Origin of the sequence: Pseudooceanicola nanhaiensis, assembly GCF_020171315.1 — a bacterium.
Taxonomy (GTDB): domain Bacteria; phylum Pseudomonadota; class Alphaproteobacteria; order Rhodobacterales; family Rhodobacteraceae; genus Pseudooceanicola; species Pseudooceanicola nanhaiensis_A.
Map to the genome: position 1 here is coordinate 446,832 of NZ_JAIUZP010000001.1, position 26,484 is coordinate 473,315.

29 protein-coding genes are annotated in these 26,484 nt (G+C 66.9%); 28 read left to right on the top strand and 1 reads right to left on the bottom strand.

The annotated features are described in order from the left end of the window. The first annotated feature begins 14 nt into the window (after nt 1-14). The gene (locus LCM32_RS02025; protein ID WP_224819386.1) at nt 15-773 is read left to right on the top strand and encodes a sulfite exporter TauE/SafE family protein; all 759 of its coding nucleotides are present in this window, start codon (nt 15-17) and stop codon (nt 771-773) included. Between the two features lie 10 nt (nt 774-783). On the opposite strand, the gene LCM32_RS02030 is transcribed toward LCM32_RS02025, so the two are convergent. Continuing rightward, nucleotides 784-1,095, bottom strand: a complete 312-nt coding sequence (locus LCM32_RS02030) for a hypothetical protein (RefSeq protein ID WP_224819387.1) — start codon at nt 1,093-1,095, stop codon at nt 784-786. Nucleotides 1,096-1,418: 323 nt separating this feature from the next. Here LCM32_RS02030 and LCM32_RS02035 point away from each other — a divergent pair, with 323 nt between their 5' ends. The 27 genes from LCM32_RS02035 (at nt 1,419) to LCM32_RS02165 (ending at nt 26,408) form a co-directional block, all read left to right on the top strand. Further along, a complete protein-coding gene (locus LCM32_RS02035; protein WP_224819388.1) occupies nt 1,419-2,279 on the top strand; it encodes an HpcH/HpaI aldolase/citrate lyase family protein in 861 nt (286 codons plus the stop codon). 67 nt (nt 2,280-2,346) lie between these two features. After that, nucleotides 2,347-2,892 carry an NnrU family protein gene (locus LCM32_RS02040; protein ID WP_224819389.1) on the top strand — a complete coding sequence of 182 codons (546 nt, stop codon included), beginning with the start codon at nt 2,347-2,349 and terminating at the stop codon, nt 2,890-2,892. A 4-nt stretch (nt 2,893-2,896) separates the two neighbouring features. Continuing rightward, a complete protein-coding gene (locus LCM32_RS02045) occupies nt 2,897-3,100 on the top strand; it encodes a DUF1737 domain-containing protein (RefSeq protein ID WP_224819390.1) in 204 nt (67 codons plus the stop codon). Continuing rightward, on the top strand, nt 3,100-4,131 hold the full coding sequence (locus tag LCM32_RS02050; RefSeq protein WP_224819391.1) for a MaoC family dehydratase: 1,032 nt from the start codon (nt 3,100-3,102) through the stop codon (nt 4,129-4,131). The genes LCM32_RS02045 and LCM32_RS02050 overlap by 1 nt, the downstream gene beginning before the upstream one ends. Nucleotides 4,132-4,508: 377 nt before the next feature. Next, nucleotides 4,509-4,898, top strand: a complete 390-nt coding sequence (gene sdhC / locus LCM32_RS02055) for a succinate dehydrogenase, cytochrome b556 subunit (RefSeq protein ID WP_224819392.1) — start codon at nt 4,509-4,511, stop codon at nt 4,896-4,898. An 11-nt stretch (nt 4,899-4,909) separates the two neighbouring features. After that, a complete protein-coding gene (gene sdhD, locus LCM32_RS02060) occupies nt 4,910-5,281 on the top strand; it encodes a succinate dehydrogenase, hydrophobic membrane anchor protein (RefSeq protein ID WP_224819393.1) in 372 nt (123 codons plus the stop codon). A gap of 25 nt (nt 5,282-5,306) precedes the next feature. Beyond that, nucleotides 5,307-7,115, top strand: coding sequence for a succinate dehydrogenase flavoprotein subunit (gene sdhA / locus LCM32_RS02065; RefSeq protein ID WP_224819394.1), 1,809 nt, complete (start codon nt 5,307-5,309; stop codon nt 7,113-7,115). Nucleotides 7,116-7,125: 10 nt separating this feature from the next. Then, complete coding sequence (locus tag LCM32_RS02070) at nt 7,126-7,905, top strand: succinate dehydrogenase iron-sulfur subunit (RefSeq protein WP_224819395.1); 780 nt, start codon at nt 7,126-7,128, stop codon at nt 7,903-7,905. Between the two features lie 182 nt (nt 7,906-8,087). Continuing rightward, the gene (locus LCM32_RS02075; protein WP_224819396.1) at nt 8,088-8,234 is read left to right on the top strand and encodes a hypothetical protein; all 147 of its coding nucleotides are present in this window, start codon (nt 8,088-8,090) and stop codon (nt 8,232-8,234) included. A gap of 442 nt (nt 8,235-8,676) precedes the next feature. Next, nucleotides 8,677-10,131: an NAD(P)-binding domain-containing protein gene (locus LCM32_RS02080; RefSeq protein WP_224819397.1), complete on the top strand. Its 1,455-nt coding sequence runs from the start codon at nt 8,677-8,679 to the stop codon at nt 10,129-10,131. Continuing rightward, nucleotides 10,125-11,147: a hypothetical protein gene (locus LCM32_RS02085; protein ID WP_224819398.1), complete on the top strand. Its 1,023-nt coding sequence runs from the start codon at nt 10,125-10,127 to the stop codon at nt 11,145-11,147. The genes LCM32_RS02080 and LCM32_RS02085 overlap by 7 nt, the downstream gene beginning before the upstream one ends. A gap of 99 nt (nt 11,148-11,246) precedes the next feature. Further along, a complete protein-coding gene (locus LCM32_RS02090) occupies nt 11,247-12,284 on the top strand; it encodes an ABC transporter substrate-binding protein (protein ID WP_412070653.1) in 1,038 nt (345 codons plus the stop codon). Between the two features lie 83 nt (nt 12,285-12,367). Beyond that, nucleotides 12,368-13,147, top strand: coding sequence for an ABC transporter ATP-binding protein (locus tag LCM32_RS02095; protein WP_224819399.1), 780 nt, complete (start codon nt 12,368-12,370; stop codon nt 13,145-13,147). Further along, entirely contained in the window at nt 13,144-13,914 is a 771-nt protein-coding gene (locus tag LCM32_RS02100; RefSeq protein ID WP_224819400.1) for an ABC transporter permease, read from the top strand. The genes LCM32_RS02095 and LCM32_RS02100 overlap by 4 nt, the downstream gene beginning before the upstream one ends. A gap of 9 nt (nt 13,915-13,923) precedes the next feature. Then, nucleotides 13,924-14,898 carry a hypothetical protein gene (locus LCM32_RS02105; protein ID WP_224819401.1) on the top strand — a complete coding sequence of 325 codons (975 nt, stop codon included), beginning with the start codon at nt 13,924-13,926 and terminating at the stop codon, nt 14,896-14,898. 16 nt (nt 14,899-14,914) lie between these two features. Further along, a complete protein-coding gene (locus LCM32_RS02110) occupies nt 14,915-15,796 on the top strand; it encodes a polysaccharide deacetylase family protein (protein ID WP_224819402.1) in 882 nt (293 codons plus the stop codon). After that, nucleotides 15,796-16,116 (top strand): hypothetical protein, encoded by a 321-nt coding sequence (locus tag LCM32_RS02115; protein ID WP_222493286.1) that lies wholly within the window; start codon nt 15,796-15,798, stop codon nt 16,114-16,116. Before LCM32_RS02110 ends, LCM32_RS02115 begins: the two co-directional genes overlap by 1 nt. A gap of 7 nt (nt 16,117-16,123) precedes the next feature. Further along, nucleotides 16,124-17,083, top strand: coding sequence for a CobW family GTP-binding protein (locus tag LCM32_RS02120; protein WP_224819403.1), 960 nt, complete (start codon nt 16,124-16,126; stop codon nt 17,081-17,083). After that, a complete protein-coding gene (locus LCM32_RS02125; protein WP_224819404.1) occupies nt 17,080-18,069 on the top strand; it encodes an asparaginase in 990 nt (329 codons plus the stop codon). The genes LCM32_RS02120 and LCM32_RS02125 overlap by 4 nt, the downstream gene beginning before the upstream one ends. Nucleotides 18,070-18,332: 263 nt before the next feature. Beyond that, a complete protein-coding gene (locus tag LCM32_RS02130) occupies nt 18,333-19,814 on the top strand; it encodes a 4-hydroxyphenylacetate 3-hydroxylase family protein (RefSeq protein WP_224819405.1) in 1,482 nt (493 codons plus the stop codon). A 4-nt stretch (nt 19,815-19,818) separates the two neighbouring features. Next, nucleotides 19,819-20,994 carry an amidase gene (locus LCM32_RS02135; protein WP_224819406.1) on the top strand — a complete coding sequence of 392 codons (1,176 nt, stop codon included), beginning with the start codon at nt 19,819-19,821 and terminating at the stop codon, nt 20,992-20,994. Next, nucleotides 20,991-21,905 (top strand): polysaccharide deacetylase family protein, encoded by a 915-nt coding sequence (locus tag LCM32_RS02140; protein WP_224819407.1) that lies wholly within the window; start codon nt 20,991-20,993, stop codon nt 21,903-21,905. The genes LCM32_RS02135 and LCM32_RS02140 overlap by 4 nt, the downstream gene beginning before the upstream one ends. Further along, nucleotides 21,902-23,380, top strand: coding sequence for an amidohydrolase family protein (locus LCM32_RS02145; RefSeq protein WP_224819408.1), 1,479 nt, complete (start codon nt 21,902-21,904; stop codon nt 23,378-23,380). The genes LCM32_RS02140 and LCM32_RS02145 overlap by 4 nt, the downstream gene beginning before the upstream one ends. After that, nucleotides 23,377-23,901, top strand: coding sequence for a flavin reductase family protein (locus LCM32_RS02150; protein ID WP_224819409.1), 525 nt, complete (start codon nt 23,377-23,379; stop codon nt 23,899-23,901). The genes LCM32_RS02145 and LCM32_RS02150 overlap by 4 nt, the downstream gene beginning before the upstream one ends. Before the next feature lie 18 nt (nt 23,902-23,919). Further along, complete coding sequence (locus LCM32_RS02155) at nt 23,920-24,666, top strand: Asp/Glu/hydantoin racemase (RefSeq protein WP_224819410.1); 747 nt, start codon at nt 23,920-23,922, stop codon at nt 24,664-24,666. 117 nt (nt 24,667-24,783) lie between these two features. Continuing rightward, complete coding sequence (locus LCM32_RS02160; protein ID WP_224819411.1) at nt 24,784-24,984, top strand: hypothetical protein; 201 nt, start codon at nt 24,784-24,786, stop codon at nt 24,982-24,984. A gap of 254 nt (nt 24,985-25,238) precedes the next feature. After that, nucleotides 25,239-26,408 (top strand): type III PLP-dependent enzyme, encoded by a 1,170-nt coding sequence (locus LCM32_RS02165; RefSeq protein ID WP_224819412.1) that lies wholly within the window; start codon nt 25,239-25,241, stop codon nt 26,406-26,408. Nucleotides 26,409-26,484: the final 76 nt, after the last annotated feature.

A 26,484-nucleotide genomic window follows, 5' to 3' on the forward strand; every position in this document is an offset into this window, starting at 1 on the left:
GGCCCGCTTTTTTCATGCTCGACCTGACCCCGGCCTTCTTCGCCTTCGCGATTCCCGCTGTCATCTTTTCGGGCATGTCGAAGGGGGGATTCGGCGGCGGCGCTGCTTTTGCCGCCTCTGCGATTCTGGCGCTGTACCTGCCGCCGCCGGTGGCGCTGGGGCTGATGCTGCCGCTCTTGATGCTGATGGATGTGACCGCGCTGCCGGGCTACTGGCGGCGCTGGAGCTGGGGGGACGCGGCCCCAATGCTCATGGGGGCGCTGCCCGGTGTCCTGTTGGGCGCGGTGCTGATGAAACACGCCGATCCCGATCTCTTCCGCCTGCTGATCGGGGTGATCTGCATCGCCTTCGTGGCGTGGCGGCTGGCGCAGGGCGCGGGGCTGATCCGGCTGGCGCGGATCGACCGTCCGCACAGGGGTTTCGCCGGGGCCTCGGGGATGGCGGTGGGCTTCACCTCTTTCATCAGCCACGCGGGCGGGCCGCCGGCGGCGGTCTACCTGCTGTCCCGCGGTCTCGACAAGATGACCTACCAGGCCACGACGGTGCTGCTTTTCTGGGCGGTGAACCTGATGAAGGTCGGCTTCTACGCCGGGGCCGGGGTCTTCAGCCTGTCGACCCTGACGGCCGACCTGATCCTCGCCCCGGTGGCGATGCTGGGCGTGGTGATCGGCATCAAGGCCCACAAGGTGGTGTCCGAAAAGCTCTTCTTCGGCATCACCTACACGCTGCTGACCTTCACCGGCATCCGGTTGATCTGGGTCGCGTTGGCCTAGGGCCGTCTGCTTAGGTGTCCTCGTCCTGCATGGGCAGTGCCTCTGCCAGCGTCTCATAGGATTCGCCGCTCGCCACGAGGCAGGTGAGGCCGGAGGTCATCGTCACCGTGATCGTCCATGTCCCGCTGTCGTCGGAGGCAAAGACCTCCATCACGCCGTTGTTGGAGCCGAGGCCGATCGCGCGCCGCGTCTCTCCATACGTCGTGGCCAGACGGTCGAGCACCATGTCGCGGGGGCCGCAGTTGCGGGCCTGGGCCACGGCAGGCGCTGCCATGAGAAGAAGGAGACAGGCGCCGAGCCCGCCGGGAATGCAGAGTTTCATCGTCAGTCCTTTCCGGTCCTGAAGTGCGGGCCTTTGCAGGAGCAGGCGGGACGTCCGGCCTGCCGCAAAGCGCGGCGACGACCTGCCTCCTCGACGGGGAGGGCCGGGCCGCGATTGTTCCGGGGGCCGGGCGGGCGGCGGGGCCCTCCAATCCTTGCAAGCCTGCCTGACAAGAGACGAAGACAGGGTTAATGTCCGGGGCGTTGCTGCGCGTGCCGTCGAATTTCTCTGCGCTGCGGCAGAATTTCTCTTGAACAATTGAGTTAAAAAGTGCCAAACCCGCGCAAGATTATTGCCGAGCCATGGCAATCCAGGAGGAACCGATGACATCTGACGCCACGACCCGTCCCTACCGCTCCGTGCTCTACATCCCCGGCTCGAAGGAGCGGGCGCTCGACAAGGCGCGCTCCCTGCCGGTGGATGCGATCATCTTCGATCTGGAGGATGCGGTGACCCCCGATGCCAAGGCCGAGGCGCGCGAAACGCTGAAGACGGCGCTGGCTGAAGGGGGCTATGGCGCCAAGGCACAGATCATCCGCATCAACGGGCTGGACACCGACTGGGGCGCGGCCGACGTGGCCGCGCTGAAGGACAGCGGGGCGGATGCCTTCCTGCTGCCCAAGGTGAATTCCGCCGCCGACATTCAGGCGCTCTCGGACATCCTCGGGGCCGACACGCCGATCTGGGCGATGATCGAGACGCCGCTTGGCGTGCTGAACGCGCTGGAAATCGCGGCCCATCCGCAGCTGACCGGCTTCGTCGCGGGGACCAATGACCTCGCCAAGGAGCTCAACTGCCGTGGCCGCGCCGACCGCCTGCCGATGATGTTCGCGCTGCAGCAGATGCTGCTGGCCGCCCGCGCCCATGGGGTGATCGCGGTGGATGGCGTCTACAACCAGTTCAAGGACGAGGAAGGCCTGCGCATCGAATGCGATCAGGGCCGCGACCTCGGCTTCGACGGCAAGACCCTGATCCACCCGGCGCAGGTCGAAGTGGCGAATGCCGCCTTCGCCCCCTCCGACGCCGAGGTGGATCTGGCGAAACGCCAGATCGCCGCCTTCGAGGAGACCGAGAAGGCCGGGCAGGGCGTGGCCGTTGTGGATGGCAAGATCGTCGAGAACCTGCACGTGGAAACCGCCCGCAAGACGCTGGCCAAGGCCGAGGCGATTGCACAGTTGGGCTGAGACCGTCAGGGTGGGCGCGAGCGCGGGCTGAGCCCCGCCGCAACCCCTCTGGCAGCAGGTGCTCCTCATGATCCTCCTCATCCTCGGTATCCTTCTCTGGGTCTTCGCCCACCTCTTCAAACGCATCGCCCCCGCGAAACGGGCCGCGATGGGCGCGAAGGGGCGCGGGCCCGTGGCCATCGGCATCGGGGTGGGGCTGATCTGCATCATCCTGGGCTACCGCTGGGCGCCCTTCATCAATGTCTGGTATCCGCCCGCCTTCTTCACCCACATCAACAACCTGCTGATGCTGCTGGCGGTTTTCGCCTTCGCCATCAGCGAATCGAAGGGCGCGCTGAAGGCAAAGTTCCGCCATCCCCAGCTGGGCGCCGTGATCCTCTGGGGGATCGCGCACCTGATGGTGAACGGCGATCTGGCCTCGATCCTGCTCTTCGGCTCGATGCTTCTCTGGGCCGTGGTGGAGATCGTGCTGATCAACCGCGCGGGCCCGTGGGAGCGCCCCGTCGCAGGGTCGCCCAAGCGCGACCTGATCACCCTGGCCGCGACGATCGTGGCCTTCGTCATCATCACGCTGATCCACGGCTGGATCGGCCCGTCACCTTTCCCTGGATAACGCCATGAAAGCCTATCGACTGCTCACCGAGGACGATACGTCCGCCTTCTGCCACAAGGTGTCCGAGGCCCTCTCGAAGGGCTGGGAGCTTCACGGCTCGCCCGCCTATGCCTTCGACGCCGCGACCGGTAAGATGCGCTGCGCGCAGGCGGTGACCAAGGACGTGGAGGCGGAGTATTCGCCCGACATCAAGCTGGGACAACTGTGATGAGCAAGACGAACCCGGGACGTTTCTTCGAGGATTACGCCGTCGGTCAGGTCATCGACCACGCGGTGCCGCGGACCGTGGGGCAGGGGGAGCGGGCGCTCTATCACGCGCTCTACCCGGCACGCCATGCGCTCTATTCCTCCGATGCCTTCGCGCAATCCTGCGGCCTGCCGGCCTCGCCGCTGGATGACCTCGCCGCCTTCCACGTGGTCTTCGGCAAGACCGTGCCGGATGTCTCGCTCAACGCGGTGGCGAACCTCGGTTACGCCGAGGGCCGCTGGCTGAAGCCGGTCTGGCCCGGCGACACGCTGCGCTCCCGATCCGAGGTGATCGGGCTCAAGCAGAACTCGAACGGCAAGTCGGGCGTGGTCTACGTCCGCACCTCCGGCCTGAACCAGCACGGCGAGACCGTGATGGACTATGTCCGCTGGGTCATGGTGCGCAAAGGCGACCTCGACGCGCCCGCGCCCGAGGCGGTGCTGCCGGAGCTGAAGCCGGTTCTGGCGGCGGAGGACCTCGTGATCCCCGAGGGGCTCGACTTCACGGGCTACGATTTCACGCTGGCCGGTGAGCCGCACCGCTGGGGCGATTACGAGGTGGGCGAGGTGATCGACCACGTCGATGGCGTCACCATTGAGGAGGCCGAGCACATGATCGCCACGCGCCTCTGGCAGAACACCGCCAAGGTGCATTTCGACGCGACCTTCCGGCCCGACGGGCAGCGGCTGATCTATGGCGGGCACATCATCTCGATGGCGCGCGCCCTGTCCTTCAACGGGCTGGCGAATGCGCAGATGATCGTCGGCCTGAACGGCGGCGCCCATGCAAACCCTTGTTTTTCCGGCTTGACCGTCAAGGCCTGGTCCGAGGTGCTGGACAAGGCAGAGACCCCGGCCCCCGGCGTGGGCGCCCTGCGCCTGCGGCTGGTGGCGACCACCGGGGCCCCCGCCGGTGCCCTGAAGGGCGCGGACGGGAAGTACCTGCCCGAGGTGCTGCTGGACCTCGATTACTGGGCGCTGATCCCCCTGTGATCCCGCTGCGATCCCGCTGTAATCCGGCTGTGATCGCGCCCAGTCCCGGCGCGTCGATAGTGACTGTGGAGGGGCGGCCCGGGGCCGCCCGCCATCGGCGCCGGACCGCCCCGGATGCGCGTGGCGCTTGCGGCAAGGGCCGCCAGCCGGTCAAATGAGCGCAAGAATCAATACGCAAAACCTAGCAAATCACTCGGAATACATCGTCTCCGATTTGTTGCACATTTTGTGATCACACACGTAAAATCTGTGATCACAACTCGAAATTTATTTATGTGCCACTGTCAAATTCTTGGGACTGCGACCCCCGGAGAGGATGACAAGCGGGGCCGCTTCTGCGTAAACCAGCGCCGAGGGAAATACGGAAAGGACATCTCATGGCTGATGTGAACCGTGGCAATCGCCCACTCTCCCCTTTCATGATCGGGCAGTACTACCGCCCCCAGATGACGTCGATCTCGTCCATCACGGTCCGCATTACCGGCATCGCGACGCTTGGCTTCGCGTTCCTGCTGGTCTGCTGGTTCCTTGCTGCGGCTAGCTCGCCGGAAGCTTTTGCGGTCGTGGACGGCCTGCTGACCAGCTGGTTCGGTGACCTGCTGATGCTGCTGGCGACCTGGGCCATCTGGTACCACATGCTTGGCCGTCTGCGTCACGTGATCTGGGACCTCGGATACTGCATCGAGATCCCCGTGGCCGAAAAGATGGGCTGGGGCATGTTCATCGGCGCCACCGTTCTGACGCTCTTCACGATCATCGTGGTGTAAGGAGACAGTTCATGCGATTTCTGACTGACCGCAAGCGCGCCCAGGGGCTGGGCTCCGGCCGCACCGGGACCGAACACCACTGGAAAGCGATGATCAGCTCGGCCGTTCTGGTCGTGCTCGTGCCGCTCTTCGTCTTCACCTTCGGCGCGGGCCTCGGCGGCAGCTACGAAGAGGTCCTCGCCTACTTCGGGCGCCCCTGTCCGGCGATCATCACCGCGCTGACCGCGATCGTGGTGATCCTGCACTGCAAGGGCGAAGCAGACGAGGCCATCATCGACTACGTCCACGGCACCCCGGGCAAACTGCTGCTCGTCGCCGTGCAGGCGTTTTCCTACGCCATGATCGTCGCGGTGCTCTTCGCGCTGGTCAAACTGGCACTCTAATTCGCGGGTTGAAGGAAAAGATAACATGACGGCAGCTTACCAATACGAGACGCATGAATATGACGTCGTGGTCGTCGGGGCTGGCGGTGCAGGGCTGCGCGCGACCCTCGGCATGGCCGAACAGGGCCTGCGCACGGCCTGCGTGACCAAGGTCTTCCCGACTCGATCCCACACCGTCGCCGCACAGGGCGGCATCGCCGCGTCGCTGTCCAACATGGGCCCCGACAACTGGCAGTGGCACATGTACGACACCGTGAAGGGCTCCGACTGGCTCGGCGACACCGACGCGATGGAATACCTCGCCCGCGAGGCGCCCAAGGCGGTCTACGAGCTGGAGCACTACGGTGTGCCCTTCAGCCGGACCGAAGAAGGCAAGATCTACCAGCGTCCCTTCGGTGGCCACACCACCGAGTTCGGTGAAGGCCCGCCCGTGCAGCGCACCTGCGCCGCGGCAGACCGCACCGGCCACGCCATCCTGCACACGCTCTACGGCCAGTCGCTGAAGAACAACGCAGAGTTCTACATCGAGTATTTCGCGATCGACCTGATCATGTCGGACGACGGCGTCTGCCAGGGTGTGGTCTGCTGGAAGCTCGACGACGGCACGATGCACGTCTTCTCGGCCAAGATGGTCGTCCTCGCCACCGGCGGTTACGGCCGGGCCTACTTCTCGGCCACCTCGGCGCACACCTGCACCGGTGACGGCGGCGGCATGGTGGCCCGTGCGGGCCTCGCGCTGCAGGACATGGAATTCGTCCAGTTCCACCCGACCGGCATTTACGGTTCGGGCTGCCTCATCACCGAGGGTGCCCGCGGTGAAGGCGGTTACCTGACCAACTCGGAAGGCGAACGGTTCATGGAGCGCTATGCGCCCCAGTACAAGGACCTCGCGCCCCGCGACTACGTCTCGCGCTCCATGACCATGGAGATCCGCGAAGGCCGTGGCGTGGGCGAGCATGGCGACCACATCCACCTGAACCTCTCGCACCTGCCTGCCGAGGCACTCGCCGAGCGTCTGCCGGGCATTTCCGAGAGCGCGAAGATCTTCGCCGGTGTGGACGTGACCAAGGAGCCGATCCCGGTTCTGCCGACCGTGCACTACAACATGGGCGGCATCCCGACCAACTACTGGGGTGAGGTTCTGAATCCCACCGCCGAGAACCCGACCGCGATCGTGCCCGGCCTGATGGCCGCGGGCGAGGCGGGCTGTGCCTCGGTCCACGGTGCGAACCGTCTCGGCTCCAACTCGCTGATCGACCTCGTGGTCTTCGGTCGGGCCGCCTCGATCCGCGCCGGCCAGATCGTCGATCCGTCCAAGCCGAACCCGACGCTCAACAAGGCGTCGATCGACAAGGCCTTCGACCGGTTCGACTACTTCCGCAACGCCAAGGGGGGCGTCACCACCGCAGAACTGCGGCTGGAGATGCAGCGCACCATGCAGGCGGACGCGGCGGTGTTCCGCACCGACAAGACGCTGAAGGAAGGCGTCGCGAAGATGACCGAGATCGCCAAGAAGCTGCCGGACCTCGCCGTGACGGACCGGTCGCTGATCTGGAACTCGGACCTGATGGAAACGCTGGAACTCACCAACCTGATGCCCAACGCGATGGCCACCATCGTGGGCGCAGAGGCGCGCAAGGAAAGCCGCGGGGCACATGCCCACGAGGATTACCCGACCCGCGACGACGAGAACTGGCGCATCCACTCGGTTGCCCATGTGGATGGGGCCGACGTCACGCTGAGCTTCCGCCCGGTGATCGTCGATCCGCTGACCACCGAAGCCGAAGGCGGCATCTCGCTCAAGAAAATCGCGCCCAAGGCGCGGACGTTCTAAGGAGGACGATATGGTACAATTCTCGCTCCCCAAGAACTCGAAGCTGAAGACCGGCAAGACCTGGCCCAAGCCCGAGGGTGCCACCAATGTCCGCAAGTTCCAGGTCTATCGCTGGAGCCCGGACGACGGTGAAAACCCCCGTGTCGACACCTATTTCCTCGACATGGACAAGTGCGGCCCGATGGTTCTGGACGCGCTGATCAAGATCAAGAACGAGATCGACCCGACGCTCACCTTCCGGCGCTCCTGCCGGGAGGGGATCTGCGGCTCCTGCGCGATGAACATCGACGGGATCAACACGCTGGCCTGCATCTACGGTCTCGACGAGATCAAGGGCGACGTGCGGATCTACCCGCTGCCGCACATGGCGGTGGTCAAGGACCTGATCCCCGACTTGACGCATTTCTACGCGCAGCACGCGTCGATCATGCCCTGGCTGGAGACCAAGACCAACCGCCCCGCCAAGGAGTGGCGCCAGTCGATCGAGGATCGCAAGAAACTCGACGGTCTCTACGAGTGCGTCATGTGCGCCTCCTGCTCGACCTCGTGCCCTTCGTACTGGTGGAACTCCGACCGCTACCTCGGCCCGGCCGCGCTGCTCCATGCCTACCGCTGGATCATCGACAGCCGCGACGAGGCCACCGGCGAGCGTCTGGATGAGCTGGAAGACCCCTTCAAGCTCTACCGCTGCCACACGATCATGAACTGCGCGAAGACCTGCCCGAAGGGTCTGAACCCGGCAAAAGCGATCGCGTCGATCAAGCAAATGATGGTGGAACGCGCGGTCTGATCCGCGTTGATCCCCTTGTAAAACACGGTAAAGCCCCGCAATCGCGGGGCTTTTCTGCATCTGCGAGATACCTTTGCACCTGCAGCATAACGGCTTTGAAAGATTGGCCGATGTCAGGAGCGGTTTTCCGGCGCATATACCCCGGCAGGGAGGGGGCCGATGATAGACCTGAGGCACCCGATATGGACGCACAGAAATACACCCCCGCCGAGGCTCTGGCCATCCTGGAAGATGCCTTCGCCTACTACACCCCGGAAGCGCCGGTCCTGACTGCACAGGACGAAGCGCCTGCCGAGGACGCCTACGTGGATTACGCGAACGCCGCCTGAGCGCGCCCCGTTTCCCGGTTTCGAAAAGCCCTGCCGTTCGGCAGGGTTTTTTCGTTTGTGCGGGGCGATCCGGGGCGTGGGCCTGAGGCGGGGGGGAGCGTCGGCGGCGGTCGTGAGTGCGCCTGCGACGGCAGGGGACTGCGCCTGCGGCGGGCGGGGAGGGGGGCTGTCTGCCCCCCGTCGCTGACGCTCCTCCCCCCGAGGATATTTGGGAACAGTGGATGATGGGGCTGCCCGGTTATTGGGCGGGACGTGGGGGTGTGGCGGAATTTTGGGCGATCCGGATCGGGGGGAGGTCTCCGGCCCCGGGAGAGGCTTGGCGGTGTTTGTCGGGCGGGCTTTAGTGACGGGGACGCTTTGAGAACCGTAAGATCGGGTCAAGCACCGCACCTCCGGGGAAACCCGGCGCGATCCTTCAGAACCCCGTTTCCGGAGCCCGTCCATGTCCTCTGCCCAGCTGGATGCCCTGTCTGCACGGGCGCGCGAAGACCTCGCGCGGCTGAGCTATCCTGCGCGGCCGTGGGTGCCCGCGCGGAGGGTGGACGGTCGGGCCGTGCGCGACGTGGTGATCGTGGGCGGCGGGCAGAGCGGGATGACGATCGCCTTCGGGCTGGCCCGGGAGGCGGTGCACAATGTGGAGGTGCTGGACCGCAACCCGGCGGGCGCTGAGGGCGTCTGGCGGCGCTTCGCCCGGATGGAGACGCTGCGCACCCCGAAGCATGTGATCGGCCCGGACCTGGGCGTGCCCTCTCTGCTGCCGCAGGCCTGGTACGAGGCGCGCTTCGGTGCCGGAAGCTGGGAGGGGGTCGAGAAGATCCCGCGGCCGCTCTGGCATGATTACCTGCTCTGGCTGCGCTCCGTGCTGGACCTGCCGATCCGCAACGGGGTCAGCGTGGAGGATATCGCGCCCTTCGGGGAGGACCTGCTGGAAGTGACCACGCGCGACGCCGGGGGGGTGACGAAAGTCCTGACGCGGTCGGTCGTGCTGGCCAGCGGGATCGAGGGGGCGGGCGTCTGGACCGTGCCGGACATGATCGCGGCCGAACTGCCGCGGGGGCTTTATGCCCATACCTCCGAACCGATTGATTTTGCCGCCCTGAAGGGCCGCCGGGTGGCGGTGCTGGGGGCCGGGGCCTCGGCCTTCGACAATGCGGCGGAGGCGCTGGCGGCCGGGGCGGCCTCGGTCGATCTCTTCGCGCGGCGCAGCCGGTTGCCCGCCGTGAACCCCTACCGCTGGATGGAGTTCTCGGGCTTCCTGCGCCATTTCGGCGAACTGCCCGATGCGCTGAAGTGGCGCTTCATGCGGCGCATCTTCACCATGAACCAGCCGCCGCCGCAGCCGACCTATGACCGCTGCGCCGCCCACGGCGGCTTTCGGGTGCACCTGGGGTGCCCCTTCCTGTCGGTCCGCGAAGGGCCGGGGGGGATCGCCATCGAGACGCCGAAGGGCGTGGTGGAGGCGGATTTCCTCATCGTCGGCACCGGCCTGCGGGTCGATTTCGCCGCCCGGCCCGAACTGGCGCGGATGGCGCCGCATGTGGCGCTCTGGGGCGACCGTTTCGATGCGCCCGCGGGCGAGGCGGACCCGGTGCTGGAGAGCTTCCCCTATCTCGGCCGCGCCTTCGCCCTGCAGGAGAAGGTGCCGGGCCGCGCGCCCTGGGTCAGCCGGGTGCATTGCTACACTTTCGCCGCCATGCCGAGCCTCGCAGGCTCTGCCGGGATCTCGGCGCTGAAATTCGGGGCCGAGCGTCTGGTGCGCGGCCTGACAGAGAGATTGTTCCTCGAGGATGCGGAGGCCCACCTCGCCAGCCTTGAGGCCTATGATGAACCCGAACTGAACGAGGCCGCGGCCCGGGGCGAGACCCGCGCGCTGGCCGGGGAGGACCGCAGATGCTGAACACTGTCACCACCGATGACCGCGAGACCCGGATCACCGAGAGCCGCGAGAAGATCCAGGCGCCCTTCGAGCTGGATCCGACGCTCTGCCTCTACTCGCCGCAGGACAATGTCGACAGCCTCGAACATCCGCGCATCGCCCATTGGATCGACTACATCCTGCACCGCTACGAGCCCGCGCTGCCGCAGGCCGAGAAGCGCGTGCTGCTGATGATGCCCTGCACCAAGACCAAGCCCTATCCCTTCTCCTCCGAGCATCAGGCGATCAACAGCCGCCTGCTGGCGGAAGGCTTTGCGCCGGTGGGGCAGACCTATCTGCCCGAGGAACTGCAGGACCGGCTGGAGCCGCCGTTTCCGCGCGACGTGCTGAACCTTTCGGTTCTGTCGAACGGCAAGGGGACCGTGATCCACCGCGCCGTGATCTCGGAGCCGATGGCGCTGGTGCCCTACGAGGATATCGCGGAGTACGAGGATCGCCCGTCGCCTGCCACCGCCTATGACGATCCCGGCCTCTTCGAGAAGCGCGGTAACGCCGTGGCGCCCTGGCGGGCCGATTCGACCGCGACGCGGGTCTCGGCCACGCGCTGGAAGTGGGGCGAGGAGGAGAAGCGCGCCTATGTGCTGATGCACAACGAGATGGCGCGGATCCTTGCCGACAGCCTGAAGCGGATCGGCGGCTATTACACCGACCGGATCGCCTGGGTCGCGCCGGGGCTGACGCACCGCTCCTTCGTGCTGGGCCGCGAGGAACGCAGCGCCCACAACGTGCCCGCCTACCGCAAGGTGGGCGACGCGCGGCTCGATCTGGTTGGGGCAAACGACCATCTGCCCGAGGGGCTGAAGATCGAGGCCCTGCCCACCACCGATCATTGCAAGGACGCGATCCGCCGGCTGGCGGCGCGGCTGGGCACCGACGAGTCGAAGGTCGGCGGTGTCTATTCCCGCGGCGGAGCCAATGCCACGCCGCTTGCCCTGCCGGAATTGCTGGACGTTCTGGTCCGGCGCGTGTCTGGTTGATTCACGCAAGGTGGGGATACCCTCGCCTGCATCCGAACCGGGGGGCACAATCCCGGACGGCAAACGACTGATGTCAAAGACAACATGGAGACAAACAAGATGATGATTTCGCGCCTTTCCCGCGCTGTTCGCACCGCTGCCGGTGCGGCGCTTGGCCTTGGGCTTGCCCTGAGTGCCGGGATGGCCTCGGCCCAGACGCCGATCAAGTTCTCGCTGGACTGGAACTTCGAAGGACCTGCCGCGCCCTTCCTCGTCGCACTGGACAAGGGCTACTTCAAGGAAGAGGGCCTCGACGTCACCATCGACACCGGCGCGGGCTCGGTCGAGCCGCTGAACCGTCTGGCCTCGGGCACCTATGACATGGCTTTCGGCGACATCAACTCGCTGATCAAGTTCCTCGATGCCAACCCCGGGACCCCGATCAAGGCGGTCTACATGCTCTACAACAACCCGCCCTTCTCGGTGGTGGGTCGCAAGAGCCTTGGCGTGACCACGCCGAAGGACCTCGAAGGCAAGACGCTGGGCGCGCCCGCGCCTGACGGGGCCTATGCCCAGTGGCCGATCTTCGTGGCCGAGAACGACATCGACGCCTCCAAGGTCACCATCGAGAACGTCGGCTTCCCGGTGCGTGAACCGATGCTGGTCTCGGGCCAGGTGGACGCGATCACCGGCTTCGCCTTCTCGACCTACCTCTCGGTGCGCCGCAACGTGGAAGACCCCGAGGACGTGACCGTCTTCCTGATGTCGGACTACGGCGTCGATCTCTACGGCAACACCATCATGGTGACCCCGGCCTTCGCCGAGGAGAACCCTGAAGCGGTCAAAGGCTTCCTGCGCGCCTTCACCAAGGGCCTGAAGGACGTGGTTGCCGATCCCGAGGGCTCGCTCGAATCCGTGCTCTCGCGGAACCCGGTTGCCAAGAAGGACATGGAGCTGGAGCGCCTGACCTACGCGCTGGAAAACAACATCGTCACCGATGAAGTGAAGGCCAACGGCTTCGGCAAGGTCGACATGGACCGCCTGACGCATTCGATCGAACAGCTGGGCCTGACCTACGATTTCAAGGCCACCCCGGAAGCGTCTGCGATCTTCGACAGCTCCTTCCTGCCCTCGGACGAGGTTCTGGCCGTCGAATAATCCCCGATCGGGACGCAAGACCTCTCGGGGGGCCGCCAGTCGGCCCCCCGATGCAAGACCGGCACCGACTACAGGGGGACAGGGTGCAACCTTTTATCGAATTCGATGGTGTTGATCACGGCTATGGCGCCGAGGGGCCGCTGGCTGTTCAGGACCTGCATGTGTCCATCGGCGAAGGGGAGTTCGCCGCCGTCGTGGGGCCTTCGGGCTGTGGCAAATCCACCTTCATGAAACTGACCACCGGGCTTCAGTTCCCCCGTGCCGGCACGATCACCGTGGCGGGCGAGCGCGTGACGAAGCCCGTGCGCATGGCGGGCATGGCGTTTCAGGCGCCGAACCTGCTGCCGTGGCGCACGACGATGGAAAACATCCTGCTGCCGCTGGAAATCGTGCCGCCGCACCGGCAGCAGTTCCGCGCCAAGAAACAGGAATACCGCGAACGGGCCGAGGCGCTGCTGGCCCGCGTCGGGCTGGAGGGGGCGGGCGAGAAGCACCCGTGGGAGCTGTCGGGCGGGATGCAGATGCGCGCCGCGCTCTGCCGTGCGCTGATCCACCAGCCCAAGCTCCTGATGCTGGACGAACCCTTTGGCGCGCTGGATGCCTTCACGCGCGAGGAACTGTGGTGCGTGATCCGCGACCTGCATGCCGAGACCGGCGTGACCGTGATCCTCGTCACCCATGACCTGCGCGAGGCGGTCTTCCTTGCGGATCGTGTCTTTGCCATGTCGGCCCGTCCCGGCCGCATCCTTGCCGAGCGGCGGATCGAGCTGGAGCGCCCGCGCGACCTCGAACTGACCTATACGGCGGAGTTCCAGTCCCTCGTGCACGAGCTGCGCGAACATATCGTGACGGCGCGCAAATGAACCGACAGAGCCTCTTCCTCCGCATCTCGCCCATTGCCTCGCTGATCATCGTGCTGGCGCTCTGGGAACTCATCGTCATCGTCTTCAACATTCCCGGCTACCTGCTGCCGAAGCCCTCGACCATCTTCGCGGCCATCGTGGAATACTGGCCCGCGATCATGCGCGAGAGCACCTATACGCTGGTCACCACCATGATCGGCTTCGGCCTCGCGGTGGTCTTCGGCCTCGCGCTGGGGCTGCTGGTGGGCTACTCGGCCACGATCTATGCCGGGCTCTATCCGCTGATGGTCGCCTTCAACGCCATCCCCAAGGTCGCGGTGGTGCCGATCCTCGTGCTGTGGTTCGGCATCGGCGCGGTGCCGGCGGCGCTGACGGCCTTCCTGATCTCCTTCTTCCCGATCGTGGTGAACGTGGCCACCGGCCTCGCCACCATCGAGAGCGAGCTGGAAGACGTGCTCAAGGCGCTGGGCGCCTCCAAGCTGGATATCATGCGCAAGGTCGGCATTCCGCGTGCGCTGCCCTATTTCTTCGGCTCGCTGAAGATCGCCATCACGCTGGCCTTCGTGGGCTCGGTCCTGTCGGAAAGCGTCGCCTCGAACCACGGCATCGGCAAGTTCATGATGATGGCGCAGGCGCAGTTCCAGGTGCCGCTGATTTTCGCCGGTCTCTTCGTCCTCGGGTTCATGGGCATCGCGATGTACCTCGTGATGGCCTGGATCGAGAAGCGGATGACCGGCTGGGCCCACCGCTCGGGCTTCTCGAACTAAGGGAATGACATGACGATCAAACTCACCTTCGGCGTCAGTGAAAGCGACCGCATGGGCCCGCTCGTGGATGGCACCGTGCCCATCGAGGGGGTCGAGGCCACGTGGAACGTCCACGGGGTGCAGGCGCTCTTCAACAAGCAGCTGTCGGACCATGAATACGACGCCTGCGAATTCCCGCTGGGCACCTACCTGCGCGACATGGAAGGGGCGCGGCGTTACCTCGCCGTGCCGGTTTTCCCCTCGCGCCATTTCCGCCTGTCCTGCGTCTTTACCCACCGCGAGGCCGGGATCACCAAGCCTGCCGACCTTGCGGGCAAGCGCATCGGCATCCCCGTCTGGGACATGGCCGCCGCCGTCTGGCTGCGCGGGATGTTCCAGGATTACTATGACCTGCCGCGCGCGGCCCCGATCTATGTCACCAACGGGCTGGAAGAGGCCCGCACCGGGGACGAACACCCGCAGTTCTATCCCGACGGCTTCCAGATCGAGCATTCCCATGCCGAGGGCGGCCTGGCCGGAATGCTGGCGCGGGGCGAGATCGACGCGCTCTACACCGCCCGCGCGCCCTCGACCTATGTCGAGGGGGGCAGCGTGACCCGGCTCTTCGATGATCCCATGTCTGCCGACATGGCCTATTACGAGATGACGGGCATCTATCCCCCGATGCATGTGCTCTGCGTGAAGCGTGAGATCGCCGAGGCCAATCCCGGCCTGACCCGCGCGCTCTTCGATGCCTTCACCAAGGCGCAGGAGGAGGCACGCGCCCGGCTCTATGACAGTGCCGCGCTCAGCGTCATGCTGCCCTGGGCGCTGGAGCATCTGACCATGACCGAGCGCAAGCTGGGCAAGGATTACTGGTCGACCGGGCTGGAGCGGAACCGCGACACGCTCGACACGATCATCCGCTACACGCGCGAGGACGGGCTGATCGAAGGCGCCTTCAGCGCGGCGGACCTCTTCGACACGGATATGGCTGACACCTGAGGAAGGAGAACGACCCATGGCGAAGGAGATACTGGTAGGGTTCGGCGTTGACGTCGACGCGGTGGCGGGCTGGCTTGGCTCCTACGGCGGCGAGGACAGCCCGGACGACATCTCGCGCGGGCTCTTCGCGGGCGAAGTGGGCGTACCCCGCCTGCTGAAGCTGTTTGAGCGCGAGGGGATCAAGACCACATGGTTCATCCCCGGCCATTCGGTCGAGACCTTCCCGGAACAGACCGCCGCCGTGGTCGCCGCGGGCCACGAGATCGGGATGCATGGCTATAGCCACGAGAACCCGATCGCCATGACACCCGAGCAGGAAGAGGCCGTCCTCGACAAGTGTATCGCCCTGATCACCGAGGTCTCGGGCAAGTCGCCGCGCGGCTACGTTGCGCCGTGGTGGGAGTTTTCGAACGTCACCAACGAGCTGCTGCTGAAGAAGGGCATCAAGTACGACCACTCGCTGATGCATGACGACCACACGCCCTACTACGTGCGCGTCGGCGACAAGTGGACCAAGATCGACTACACCGCGCAGCCCGAGACGTGGATGAAACCGCTGGAGCGCGGCGAGGAGACCGACCTGATCGAGATCCCGGCCTCGTGGTATCTCGACGATCTGCCGCCGATGATGTTCATCAAGGGTTCGCCCAACAGCCACGGTTTCGTCAATCCGCGCGATATCGAGCAGCTCTGGACCGACCAGTTCGACTGGGTCTACCGCGAGATGGATTATGCCGTCTTCCCGATCACCATCCATCCGGATGTCGCGGGGCGGCCGCAGGTGCTGATGATGCTGGAACGGCTGATCAAGCACATCAAGAGCCACGAGGGCGTGCGCTTCGTCACCATGGAAGAGATGGCCGACGACTTCGCCAAGCGCTGTCCGCGGAAGGGCTGATGTGCGCGCTCTGCGGCATCCTCGGCTGTGACGATCACTGGACGGCCGCGGTGGCGCGGGAGGGCGTCTATTCGCGCCTGACCTCGCCACAGGCCCACCGGGCCGAGGCCGCCGCCCGCGCGCGGGTCGTGAACCGGGCGCTGGCGCCTTTGCGGATCACCTTCGGGGATTGGCAGAAGCGCTCCTACGTGCTGCGCGGGCCCACCGGCAAGACGGCGATCTTCGAGGGGCTCAACCACCTCTGGGCCGAGGCAGAGGCGCTGGCCGGGCGCGAGATCGACCCGCTCGATCCCGCGTACCTCGACCGCCTCGAAGGCTGATCTTCCGATGATCCCGGTGACCCTGCTGACCGGCTTCCTCGGCTCCGGCAAGACGACGCTGTTGCAGCGCATGCTGGGCGATCCCGCCATGGCGGGCACCGCCGTGCTGATCAACGAATACGGCGAGGTGGCGCTGGATCATCACCTGCTGGAGCGGATCGACGAGACCGTGATGCTGATGAAGTCCGGCTGCATCTGCTGTACGGTGCGGGGCGAGGTGGCCCAATCCATTCTCGACCTGATCGCGCTGCGGGGGCAGGGGCGGGCCGCCTTCGACCGGATCGTGATCGAGACGACGGGGCTGGCGGACCCATGGCCCGTGCTCTCGACCCTGCGCGCCCATCCGGTGCTGCAAAGCCAGGTCAGGGCCGGGGGCGTCATTACCACCGTGGACGCGGTGAACGCGCCTGCCATGCTCTCGGGCAGCACCCGGCGCGAGGCGCTGCGCCAGATCGCGGCGGCGGATGTGCTGGCGCTGACCAAGACGGATCTTGCCTCCGCGCCCGGCCTGCCGCTGCAACTGGCCGCGCTGAACCCCACCGCCCGGATGCTGGATGCCCGCACCGACTCGGTGGCCGAGATCGCGCTGGCCGCCCGCGAGGGCCGGCAGGTGCCGCCGCTGGAGGCGCACCACGACCACGGGGCTGGCATGACCTCGACCACCATGGTCTTCGAGGAGGAGATCGACTGGACCGCCTTCGGCGTCTGGCTGACCCTCTTGCTCAATCGTCACGGGGACCGCATCCTGAGGGTGAAGGGTATCCTGAACCTGAAGGGCGAAGAGCGCCCGGTCGCCATCCACGGGGTGCAGCGTCTGGTCCACCCGCCGCACCACATGACAGCCTGGCCCGATCAGGACCGCCGTTCGCGCCTTGTTTTCATCATGGAGGGGATCGACCCTTCCCTCTTGCGCCGATCCTTCGATCTGTTCCAGAAGATCGGCCAAAGACAGGAGACGACATCATGAAACGCGTGGTCTGGATTTCGACCGGCGGCACCATCGCCAGCAAGGCCCAATCCCCCGGCGGCCCCGTGTCCGCCGCAATGGACGGCGCCGCCCTGATGGAGATGCTGCACGAACGCCCCGAGGGCATCGAGGTGGAGCTGGTGAACTTCCCCTCCGTGGGCTCCGGCGCGCTGACCATCCCCGACGTGACGGCGATCTGCCGCGCGATCTCGCAGGCGGTCGGGCGCTCGGACGTGCACGGGGTGATCGTCACCCATGGCACCGACACGATGGAGGAAAGCGTCTTCCTCGCCGAGACGCTGGTGGGCGGTGAGAAGCCGGTGGTCTTCACCGGGGCGCAGCGCCACGCGGGCGATCCCGACACCGACGGGCCGCGCAACATCGCCGACGCCCTGCGGGTGGCCGCCAGCGATCGTGCCATGGGGCTGGGGGCGGTGATCCTCTTCGAGGGCGACATCCACGCCGCCGCCACGGTGACCAAGGTCCATGCCTCGCGCACTGATACCTTCCGCTCGCCGGGCCTCGGCAAGCTGGGCGAGGTGGATCAGGGCCGCGTGCACATCTATCGCAAGCCCGCCCATCGGCACCGGGTGGCGCTGGCCGCCGACCAGCAGCCGGAAGAGCGCGTGGATTACGTGCGCCTCGCCCTCGGCATGACGCCCGATATCCTCGACTGGTTCGCGCAACGCGGCACCCGCGGCGTGGTGATCGATGCCTTCGGTCGCGGCAATGGCCCGCGGGGCTGGGGCGCGGCGGTCAAGCGTCTGACCGAGAAGGGCGTGCCCGTGCTGATCTGCTCGCGCTGCGCCGAAGGCCAGACCGGCGCGATCTATGGCGAGGACGGCGGCGCCGTCACCTTCGTCAAGAACGGGGCGATCCTTGCCGGTGCCCTGCCGGGCGTGAAGGCGCGGCTGCTGCTCTCGGCCCTGCTGGGCCGCGGCGCCACCAAGATCGAGATCGAACAGGCCATCGGCGCCTACCAGTAAGGCCGCGCCCCCCGGTCCACGTCACAGCAGGCGCTGCCCATTCCTTGGGCGGCGCCTTTTTCCGTTCCGGGGCGGGTGGGGCGCTGCCTTGACCTCCGCCGCGCCCCGCCGATAGCGTGAGCGCAAGAGACGGGACCGGCACAGGTCTGACCCTAAGATGGGCAGCCGCCGGCCACCGGGTTTCAGACAGATACGTGACGGCAGGCTGCAAGGGGTCATCAGATCCGGCGCCGGTCTCAGACCCAGCTCTCGGAGTATCCGACATGACGAAGGACGGCGCGTCCCACCTTGCCTCGCTGCGCGACGGGCGGAGCATCTTCATCGACGGGAAGAAGGTGGAGGACGTCACCACCTCGCCCGCCTTCCGCAATGCCTGTGCCTCGGCCGCGCAGCTCTACGACTACCAGGCCGCGCCGGAGAACATCGAGGCGATGACCTTTGCCTCGCCCAGGACCGGGGAGCGTGTGAACAAGTCGTGGATGCTGCCGCGCAGCCATGCGGAGCTGGTCGAACGGCGCAAGTCCATCGAGCTCTGGTCCGCCCAGACCTGCGGTATGCTGGGCCGCTCGCCCGATCACGTCGCCTCGACCTTCGTGGGCTTCCGCATGGGGCTGAACGTCTACAAGGAGAACGATCCGAAGCGGGCAGGCGCGCTGGAGAGCTACTTCGACTACATCCGCGACAACGATCATTTCCTGTCCTACGTGATCATCAACCCGCAGGCGGACAAGAACAAGACCGCCGGCGGGCAGGCCGATCCGCATCTCGTGGCCTCCATCGTGGACGAGGACAGCGAGGGCATCACCATCCGCGGCGCCAAGATGCTGGCCACCTCGGGCGTGCTGGCGAACGAGATCATGGTCTCGGGCTTTCAGGCGATCCAGGCCGGGGACGAGGCCTATGCCTTCACCTGCGCCATGCCGATCGGCACCAAGGGGCTGCGGATGCTGTCCCGCCGCTCCTACGAGGCCGAGGCGACATCGACCTTCGACTACCCGCTGTCCTCGCGCTTCGACGAGAACGATGCGGTGGTGCATTTCGATGATGTGAAGGTGCCATGGGACCGTGTCTTCGTGCACAAGGACCTGAAGATGGCGCAGGCGCAGTGGCATGACACCCGCGCCCACGTCATGCAGAACTACCAGTGCATGATCCGCCTCAAGGTGAAGCTGAAGTTCCTCCTCGGCCTTGCCCGCAAGATCGCTGAGCTGAACAACATCATCAACTTCCCGCAGGTGCGCGAGACGATGGGGCACCTGGCGGCCAAGGTCTCCAACATCGACGCGCTGATCATCGCCATGGAGGCGCAGGGCGAGCACTACAACGGCTACTACGTGCCCGACCGGTCGATCCTGTGCACCGCGCAGGTGATCGCCCAGACGACCTATCCTGAGGTGGTGGAGCAGATCCGCGTGCTCTCGGGCGGGGGCATGATCATGGTGCCGTCCTCCTACGCCGACTTCGAGAACCCCGAGACGGCAGCGATCATCGGCAAGACCCAGCGGTCCCCTATCGCCAACAGCGAGGAGCGGGTGAAGCTGATGAAACTGGCATGGGACGCCGTGGGCTCCGAATTCGGCTCGCGCCACCTGCAGTACGAGATGTTCTATTCCGGCGCGACCTTCGTGACCCGGGGCAATTCCTACCGCTTCTTCGACTGGGGCGAGGTGAAGGACTTCGTCGACGGCTTCATGGGCACCTATGGTCTTCCGGGCGAGAATGCCCTGAGTTCCGCGGCGGAGTGAGGCAATGAAGGACATCGACCACATCCGCCAGCAGGCCTTCGTCGACCATGGGCCCGCGCCCTTCCGCATGACGCAGACCGGGGCGCTCTCGGACCTCAGCTTCGCGGTGAAGGACCTCTTCGACATCGCGGGCACCGTCACCGCCTGCGGCAACCCTGACCGGCTGGAGGGCACGCCTGCGGTGGCCACTGCGCCCTCGGTCCTCGCGGTGCTGGCGCAGGGGGCGGAGTGCATCGGCAAGACCCACACCGACGAGGTCGCCTGCGGCATGTTCGGCACCAACGAGTTCTTCGGCACGCCGGTGAACCCTGCCGCGCCCGACCGGGTGCCGGGGGGCTCCTCCTCGGGCTCCGTCTCGGCGGTTGCGGCGGGTTTGTGCGATTTCGCGCTGGGCTCGGACACCGGCGGGTCGGTCCGGGTGCCGGCCAGCTTCTGCGGGGTCATGGGCCTGCGCACGACCTATGGCCGGATCACCACGGCTGGCGTCATGGCCATGGCGCCCAGCTTCGACACCGTGGGCTGGTTCGCCCGCGACGCGGAGGTCCTCAAACGCGTGGGCACCGCCTATTTCGGAGAGATCGCCGAGGCGACGGGCACCCGTCTGCTGCTGGCGCGCGATGCCTTCGACATTCCCCGGGCCGATATCGGCGCGGCCCTGCTGCCCAAGGCCCGCGCACTGGGGCCCGAGGCGGAGGTGACGCTCTACCAACAGGGCATCCAGCACTGGCTGGCCACCTTCCGTCCGCTGCAACTGGGCGACCTCTGGGCGACCCTTGGCGACTGGTCCGAGGTGCCGGGCCGCCGGGTGAGCGAAAGCATCGCCGAGCGCATGGCACTGGCGAAATCCATCCCCGCCGAGGCGATTGCCGCCGCGATCCCGCAGCGCGAGGCGCTGACCGCCTACCTGACGGACCTGCTGGGCGAGGATGGTGTGATCATGATCCCCACCGCCCATGACCTGCCCCCGGTGCGGCAGGCCCCGCTGGAGGCGCTGATCGAGTTCCGCGAGAAGACGCTGGCCCTGACCTGCGTCGCCAGCCTCTGCCGCCTGCCGCAGCTGAACCTGCCCGCCACCACGGTGGAGGGCGTGCCCGTGGGCCTCAGCTTCATCGCCGGGCCGCGTGGGGACGAACGGCTGCTCTCCATGGCGGCGCATTGGGCCAAGGGCCTTGCCGCATGAGCGGGCCGACGCGCGACTTCGCCGGCTACGGGCAGCACCCGCCGGTGACCCATTGGCCGGGCGGCAAGCGGCTGGCGCTGGTGGTGGTGGTGAACTTCGAGGAGGGGGCAGAGCCCTCGATCCCCGACGGCGACCCGGCCACCGAACTGGCCCTGACCGACGGCATCCCCGGCGAGGTGCCCGCAGGCACCCGCGACCTCGTGGCGGAGAGCCTCTTCGAATACGGCTCCCGCGTGGGGTTCTGGCGGCTCTACGAGATGTTCCGCGAGACCGGCGTGCCGCCGACCATGGGCCTGTGCGCGCAGGCCATGCGCCGCAACCCGGAGGCGGCGGAGGCCATCGCGGCGGCGGGCTATGACATCTGCTGTCACGGCGACCGCTTCGCCCGGCACTTCCTGATGGAAGAGGCCGAGGAGGCCGCCACCATCGCCCGCGCCATCGACGGGCTGACGCAGATCATGGGCCGCGCGCCTTCCGGCTGGCAGAGCCGCTATGCCCCCTCGATCCACACCCGCCGCCTGCTGATGGCGCATCCCTCGATCCTCTACGATGCGGACAGCTATGCCGACGATCTGCCCTATTGGGTGGACTGCGAGGGCACCGACCGGCTGGTGGTGCCCCATACCTTCACGCTCAACGACAACCGCCTGCCGTCCGGCAAGCTGGGCACGGCGGAGGATTTCCTTGATCACCTCTCGGCGGCCTTCCGGGTGCTGCACGCGGAAAGCGCGCGTATCCCGCGCCTGATGACGATCAGCCTGCACAACCGGATCAGCGGCCAGCCCGCGCGTTTCGACGCGATCCGGCGGTTCCTCGACCACGCGCTCTCGCACGAGGATGTCTGGTTCGCCTCGCGCGGGGAGGTCGCCCGCCACTGGGCCGCGCATCACCCGCCGGAGGGCGCGGCATGAGCGCGCTGCTTGTCCGGGGCGGGCTGGTCTGCACCGCGGGCGAGGCCCCGCGCCGCGCCGATATCCTGATCGCCCATGGCCGCATCCTGCGGGTGGCCCCCGACATCGACGCGCCCGAGGCGCAGGTGATCGACGCCAGCGACCGGATCGTCATGCCCGGCCTCGTGAACAGCCACACCCACGGCCATGCCAACCTCGCCAAGGGCGCGGCGGACCGCTGGACGCTGGAGGCCTCACTGACTAACGGCCCGTGGATGGGCGGTGCGCGGGACGAGGAGACGGTCTATCTCTCCACGCTGCTCGGCGCGGCGGACATGCTGTCGAAGGGCTGCACCGCCTGTTTCGATCTCGTTTACCTGCTGCCGGGGCTGGAACCCTCGCATCTGGCCGCCGTGGCCCGCGCCTATGCCGACGCGGGCATGCGCGCCGTGCTGGCGCCGATGGTGGCCGACCGCAGCTTCGTCGAGTCCATTCCCGGCCTGATGCAGGCGCTGCCCGCCGACCTTCAGGCAGAGCTGACCGGCGCGCCGCCGCAGGCTGAGGGCATGCTGGCCCGGCTGAAGGCGCTCCTCTCCGAGCCGCTGCCAGAGGGGATTTCCTATGCCGTGGCCCCCACGATCCCGCACCAGTGTTCCGACCGGCTGATCACCGGCTGCGCCGAACTGGCGGCGGGCCATGACATCCCGCTGCACATGCATATCGCGGAATCGCGCCTTCAGGCCGAGGTCGCGCGGCAGGTCTACGGCGTCTCACCGATCGCGCATCTCGACGATCTCGGCGTGCTGGGGCCCTCCTTCGTGGCGGCCCATGCGATCTGGCTCGACGGCGATGACCTCGACCGACTGGCCCGGGCTGAGGCGGCGGTGGCCCATATCCCGGCCTCGAACTTCCGGCTGGGCACCGGCATCGCGCCGCTGGGGCAGATGCTGGACCGCGAGATGCGGGTGGGTCTGGCGACGGACGGGGCCAATTCCTCCGACGCGCTCAACATGTTCGAGGCGATGCGCCTTGCCTCCGACGCCTCGCGCGTCTGGGGCACGCCGCGCGCCGACTGGCTCTCCTGCGCCGAGGCCTTCCGGCTGGGGACCGAGGGCGGGGCCGATGTGCTGGGCCTGACCAACGCGGGCCGGATCGCCGCCGGGGAGGATGCGGACCTCGTGCTGCTGAACCTCGGCTCTGTCAACTTCCTGCCGCTGACGGACCCGGTGGCGCAGCTTGTGACGGCCGAGAACGGCGCCTCTGTCACCGACGTGATCGCGGCGGGCCGGGTGGTGATGCGCGAGGGCCGGCTGACGACCATCGACATGGCCGACCTGCGCGCCCGGATCGAGGACAAGCTGCCCGCGTGGCATGCGGCCACCGCCGGGGCCCGGGCGCTCTCTGCCCGGATGGAGCCGCTGATCGTGGCCCATTTGGAGGGGCGGGCACAACCCGACCTCGGCTTCACCCGCATGGTGGGGGAGGGGCCGCGATGAGCGCGATCACCCCGCAGGATTTCCGCACCGCCTGTTCGCGCTTTGCCACCGGGGTGACGATCATCACCACCACCGACGGGGCGACTCGCGCGGGGCTGACGGCGAACAGCTTCTCCTCCGTCTCGGTCGAGCCGCCGCTGGTGCTCTGGTCGCTGCGGCTGCAGTCCCGCGCCCGCGACGTCTTCGAACGGGCCGGGCGGTTCGCCGTCAACGTGCTGGCGGCAGAGCAGGCGGAGCTTGCCCGCCATTTCGCGCGCGGCCATGACGATCCGTTCCATGGTCTCGCCCTCGAAGGCCCGGCCAAGGCCATCGCGGGGGATGCGGCGCAGCTGCCGCTGATCCCCGGGGCGCTCGCGCAGCTCATCTGCCGCACGGACCAGATCGTGACGGCGGGTGATCACCTGATCTTCATCGGCGAGGTCGAGGCGCTCACCCAGCGGGTCGGCGCGCCGCTTCTCTTCTACGCGGGCGGCATGGCCGACGGTGCCCCCGCCCTCTGTCAGCCGGACCCCGGCGCCTGACCAGCCATAGAGACCCCCATGACGCTTCCCTATCCTTACCCCGATCCCGCCACGCTGCTGCGCGTGGGCCATATCATGCCCTCCTCGAACACCTGGGCCGAGCCGCTGACCTACGCGATGAACATGCCTGTGGCGGATCGCGTCTCGCAGCATTTCAGCCGGACCGAGGTGCAGACGCTGGCCCTGAATGACGCCTCCAATGCGCATTTCCAGAACGCCCCGATGGTGGCGGCGGCCAAGCTGCTGGCGGATGCGCCCTTGAATTCGTTGGTCTGGAACGGCACCTCGGCCAGCTGGCGCGGGCTGGAGACGGACCAGGTGCTCTGCGAGGCGCTGACCGAGGCGACCGGCGTGCCCGCCACCACCGCCACGCTGGGCTTCTACGAGACCTATCGCCGCTTCGGCTTCAAGGACATTGCCCTGGCGCTGCCCTATACCGCCGACGTGTCGGAGCAGATCGTGGCGGAATACCAGCGGCAGGGCTACAGCGTGCCCAAGGCGGCCTACCTCGGCATCGCCCGCAACGTCGAGATCGGCAACACGCCCGCCGACCGGATGCGGGCGCTGCTGCGCGAGGCGGCCGAGAAGGGCGGCGACTGCATCGCGGTGGTCTGCACCAACTTCCCGGCCACCGCACTGGTGGAAGAGATGGAGGACGAGCTGGGCCTGCCCATCGTCGACTCGATCGCCGTGACCTTCCTCGAGGCGTGCCGCGTTGCGGGCTTCACGCCGAGTTGTCCGGGCTGGGGCAAAATCCTCGCCTGAGCGCCTTGCTCGCCGCAATGCAGCATGACAGATCCGGGGCATGACGACACTGCCCTCACATGACCCCGCAGACCGGGCTGACCGCAGGACCGGACGCGATGGCGGACAGGGGGTGCGATGCTCTTCGTGATCCTCATCCCCATCGTCTTTGTGCTGCTGGCGATCTACGCCAAGCGCGAGACCCGCGATTGCCGCTGGCGTGCCGACCGCACCCGGGACACCGACGAAGGGGCGCTCTACCACTGCATCTACTGCGGGGCGGAGACGCGGACCGCTGATGGAAAACCGCCACAGGTCTGCAACCAGCCCGAGGCCTGAGGTGGGCCGGAATGTGAGCGATAACAACCCTTTGTTCACAGGGGTGTCCCGGCTGCAGGGCGGGTGCGAAAAAAATCGTATCGCGGGTGAAAATACCCTCTTGAAGTGAATCGGCAAAAGCCCGATATGCGCGCTCAAGACGCCAACGCACGCGCCTCTGGCGAGAGGGCATCAGCCCTGCGGTTTACGTAGCGACGGTAACGTCTCCCTTGGAACTGAGCGGTCATATATGGCCGGGTCTATTGGAGATGACCATGAACGCTTACGTCGCCGAATTCTCGGCCCGCGCACCCGTGTACGCATCGCGCGTCGAATCCTTCATCCGTTCGACCACCTTCGACCGCCCGACGCTGGTGCTCGACGTGGATCGCGTGGCCGATCAGTACCACGCGCTCAAGGCAGGCCTCGGCCGTGCCCGCATCCACTACGCCGTGAAGGCCAACCCGACCCGCGAGATCGTGGAGCGTCTGGTCGAGGTCGGCTCGGGCTTCGATGCTGCCTCGCGTGCCGAGATCGAGCTCTGCCTCTCGCTCGGCGCCCGTCCGGATCACATCTCCTTCGGCAACACCGTGAAGAAGCCGCGCGATATCGAATTCGCCTTCCACGCCGGTGTGACCCTCTTTGCCGCTGACGCCGAAGAGGAGCTGGAGAAGATCGCGGCCCACGCGCCCGGCACCTCGGTCTACATCCGCCTGATCGTCGATGCGTCGGAGGCTGACTGGCCGCTGTCGCGCAAGTTCGGCTGCGCCCGCGAAAAGGCCATCGCCCTGATGGACATGGCGCGTGACCTCGGCCTCAAGCCGGTGGGCCTGTCGTTCCACGTCGGCTCGCAGACCAAGCGCGCCACCATGTGGACCACCACGCTCGATCAGGTGGCGGCCGTCTGGCACGCCGCCCGCGACGCCGGCCATGACCTCACGCTGCTGAACATCGGCGGCGGCTTCCCCGCCTACTACGGCGAGGAGATCGAAGGCCCGACGCCCTATGCCGCCAAGGTGATGTCGCTCATCACCGAGCGCTTCGGCGACGTGCCCGACGTGATGGCAGAGCCGGGCCGGGGCCTCGTGGCCGAGGCCGGCATGATCGCCGCCGAGGTGCTGCTGGTCTCGCGCAAGTCGGACAACGACCTGCACCGCTGGGTTTACCTCGACATCGGCAAGTTCTCGGGCCTTGCCGAGACGATGGAAGAGGCGATCCGCTACCAGTTCGCCACGGACCGCGACGGCGATCCGATGGGGGCCTGCATCCTTGCCGGTCCCTCCTGCGACAGCGCCGACGTGCTTTATGAAAAGCGCCCGGTCGAACTGCCGCTGACGCTGAAGGCCGGGGATCGCTTCCTTATCCGCAACTGCGGGGCCTACACGTCCTCCTATGCCTCGGTCGGTTTCAACGGCTTCCCGCCGTTGGACGTGGTCGTCATCTGACATCAACAGGCCAGGGGCCTCGGCGGACATGCGCGCCGGGGCACCGGACCGCGCTGACCGGTCCGACCCTGGGATG

Bases quoted from the DNA above. Each gene is read 5' to 3' on its own strand.
- LCM32_RS02025 (WP_224819386.1), top strand. From the start codon at position 15: ATGCTCGACCTGACCCCGGCCTTCTTCGCCTTCGCGATTCCCGCTGTC.
- LCM32_RS02030 (WP_224819387.1), bottom strand. From the start codon at position 1,095: ATGAAACTCTGCATTCCCGGCGGGCTCGGCGCCTGTCTCCTTCTTCTC.
- LCM32_RS02035 (WP_224819388.1), top strand. From the start codon at position 1,419: ATGACATCTGACGCCACGACCCGTCCCTACCGCTCCGTGCTCTACATC.
- LCM32_RS02040 (WP_224819389.1), top strand. From the start codon at position 2,347: ATGATCCTCCTCATCCTCGGTATCCTTCTCTGGGTCTTCGCCCACCTC.
- LCM32_RS02045 (WP_224819390.1), top strand. From the start codon at position 2,897: ATGAAAGCCTATCGACTGCTCACCGAGGACGATACGTCCGCCTTCTGC.
- LCM32_RS02050 (WP_224819391.1), top strand. From the start codon at position 3,100: ATGAGCAAGACGAACCCGGGACGTTTCTTCGAGGATTACGCCGTCGGT.
- sdhC (WP_224819392.1), top strand. From the start codon at position 4,509: ATGGCTGATGTGAACCGTGGCAATCGCCCACTCTCCCCTTTCATGATC.
- sdhD (WP_224819393.1), top strand. From the start codon at position 4,910: ATGCGATTTCTGACTGACCGCAAGCGCGCCCAGGGGCTGGGCTCCGGC.
- sdhA (WP_224819394.1), top strand. From the start codon at position 5,307: ATGACGGCAGCTTACCAATACGAGACGCATGAATATGACGTCGTGGTC.
- LCM32_RS02070 (WP_224819395.1), top strand. From the start codon at position 7,126: ATGGTACAATTCTCGCTCCCCAAGAACTCGAAGCTGAAGACCGGCAAG.
- LCM32_RS02075 (WP_224819396.1), top strand. From the start codon at position 8,088: ATGGACGCACAGAAATACACCCCCGCCGAGGCTCTGGCCATCCTGGAA.
- LCM32_RS02080 (WP_224819397.1), top strand. From the start codon at position 8,677: ATGTCCTCTGCCCAGCTGGATGCCCTGTCTGCACGGGCGCGCGAAGAC.
- LCM32_RS02085 (WP_224819398.1), top strand. From the start codon at position 10,125: ATGCTGAACACTGTCACCACCGATGACCGCGAGACCCGGATCACCGAG.
- LCM32_RS02090 (WP_412070653.1), top strand. From the start codon at position 11,247: ATGATGATTTCGCGCCTTTCCCGCGCTGTTCGCACCGCTGCCGGTGCG.
- LCM32_RS02100 (WP_224819400.1), top strand. From the start codon at position 13,144: ATGAACCGACAGAGCCTCTTCCTCCGCATCTCGCCCATTGCCTCGCTG.
- LCM32_RS02105 (WP_224819401.1), top strand. From the start codon at position 13,924: ATGACGATCAAACTCACCTTCGGCGTCAGTGAAAGCGACCGCATGGGC.
- LCM32_RS02110 (WP_224819402.1), top strand. From the start codon at position 14,915: ATGGCGAAGGAGATACTGGTAGGGTTCGGCGTTGACGTCGACGCGGTG.
- LCM32_RS02115 (WP_222493286.1), top strand. From the start codon at position 15,796: ATGTGCGCGCTCTGCGGCATCCTCGGCTGTGACGATCACTGGACGGCC.
- LCM32_RS02120 (WP_224819403.1), top strand. From the start codon at position 16,124: ATGATCCCGGTGACCCTGCTGACCGGCTTCCTCGGCTCCGGCAAGACG.
- LCM32_RS02125 (WP_224819404.1), top strand. From the start codon at position 17,080: ATGAAACGCGTGGTCTGGATTTCGACCGGCGGCACCATCGCCAGCAAG.
- LCM32_RS02130 (WP_224819405.1), top strand. From the start codon at position 18,333: ATGACGAAGGACGGCGCGTCCCACCTTGCCTCGCTGCGCGACGGGCGG.
- LCM32_RS02135 (WP_224819406.1), top strand. From the start codon at position 19,819: ATGAAGGACATCGACCACATCCGCCAGCAGGCCTTCGTCGACCATGGG.
- LCM32_RS02140 (WP_224819407.1), top strand. From the start codon at position 20,991: ATGAGCGGGCCGACGCGCGACTTCGCCGGCTACGGGCAGCACCCGCCG.
- LCM32_RS02145 (WP_224819408.1), top strand. From the start codon at position 21,902: ATGAGCGCGCTGCTTGTCCGGGGCGGGCTGGTCTGCACCGCGGGCGAG.
- LCM32_RS02150 (WP_224819409.1), top strand. From the start codon at position 23,377: ATGAGCGCGATCACCCCGCAGGATTTCCGCACCGCCTGTTCGCGCTTT.
- LCM32_RS02155 (WP_224819410.1), top strand. From the start codon at position 23,920: ATGACGCTTCCCTATCCTTACCCCGATCCCGCCACGCTGCTGCGCGTG.
- LCM32_RS02160 (WP_224819411.1), top strand. From the start codon at position 24,784: ATGCTCTTCGTGATCCTCATCCCCATCGTCTTTGTGCTGCTGGCGATC.
- LCM32_RS02165 (WP_224819412.1), top strand. From the start codon at position 25,239: ATGAACGCTTACGTCGCCGAATTCTCGGCCCGCGCACCCGTGTACGCA.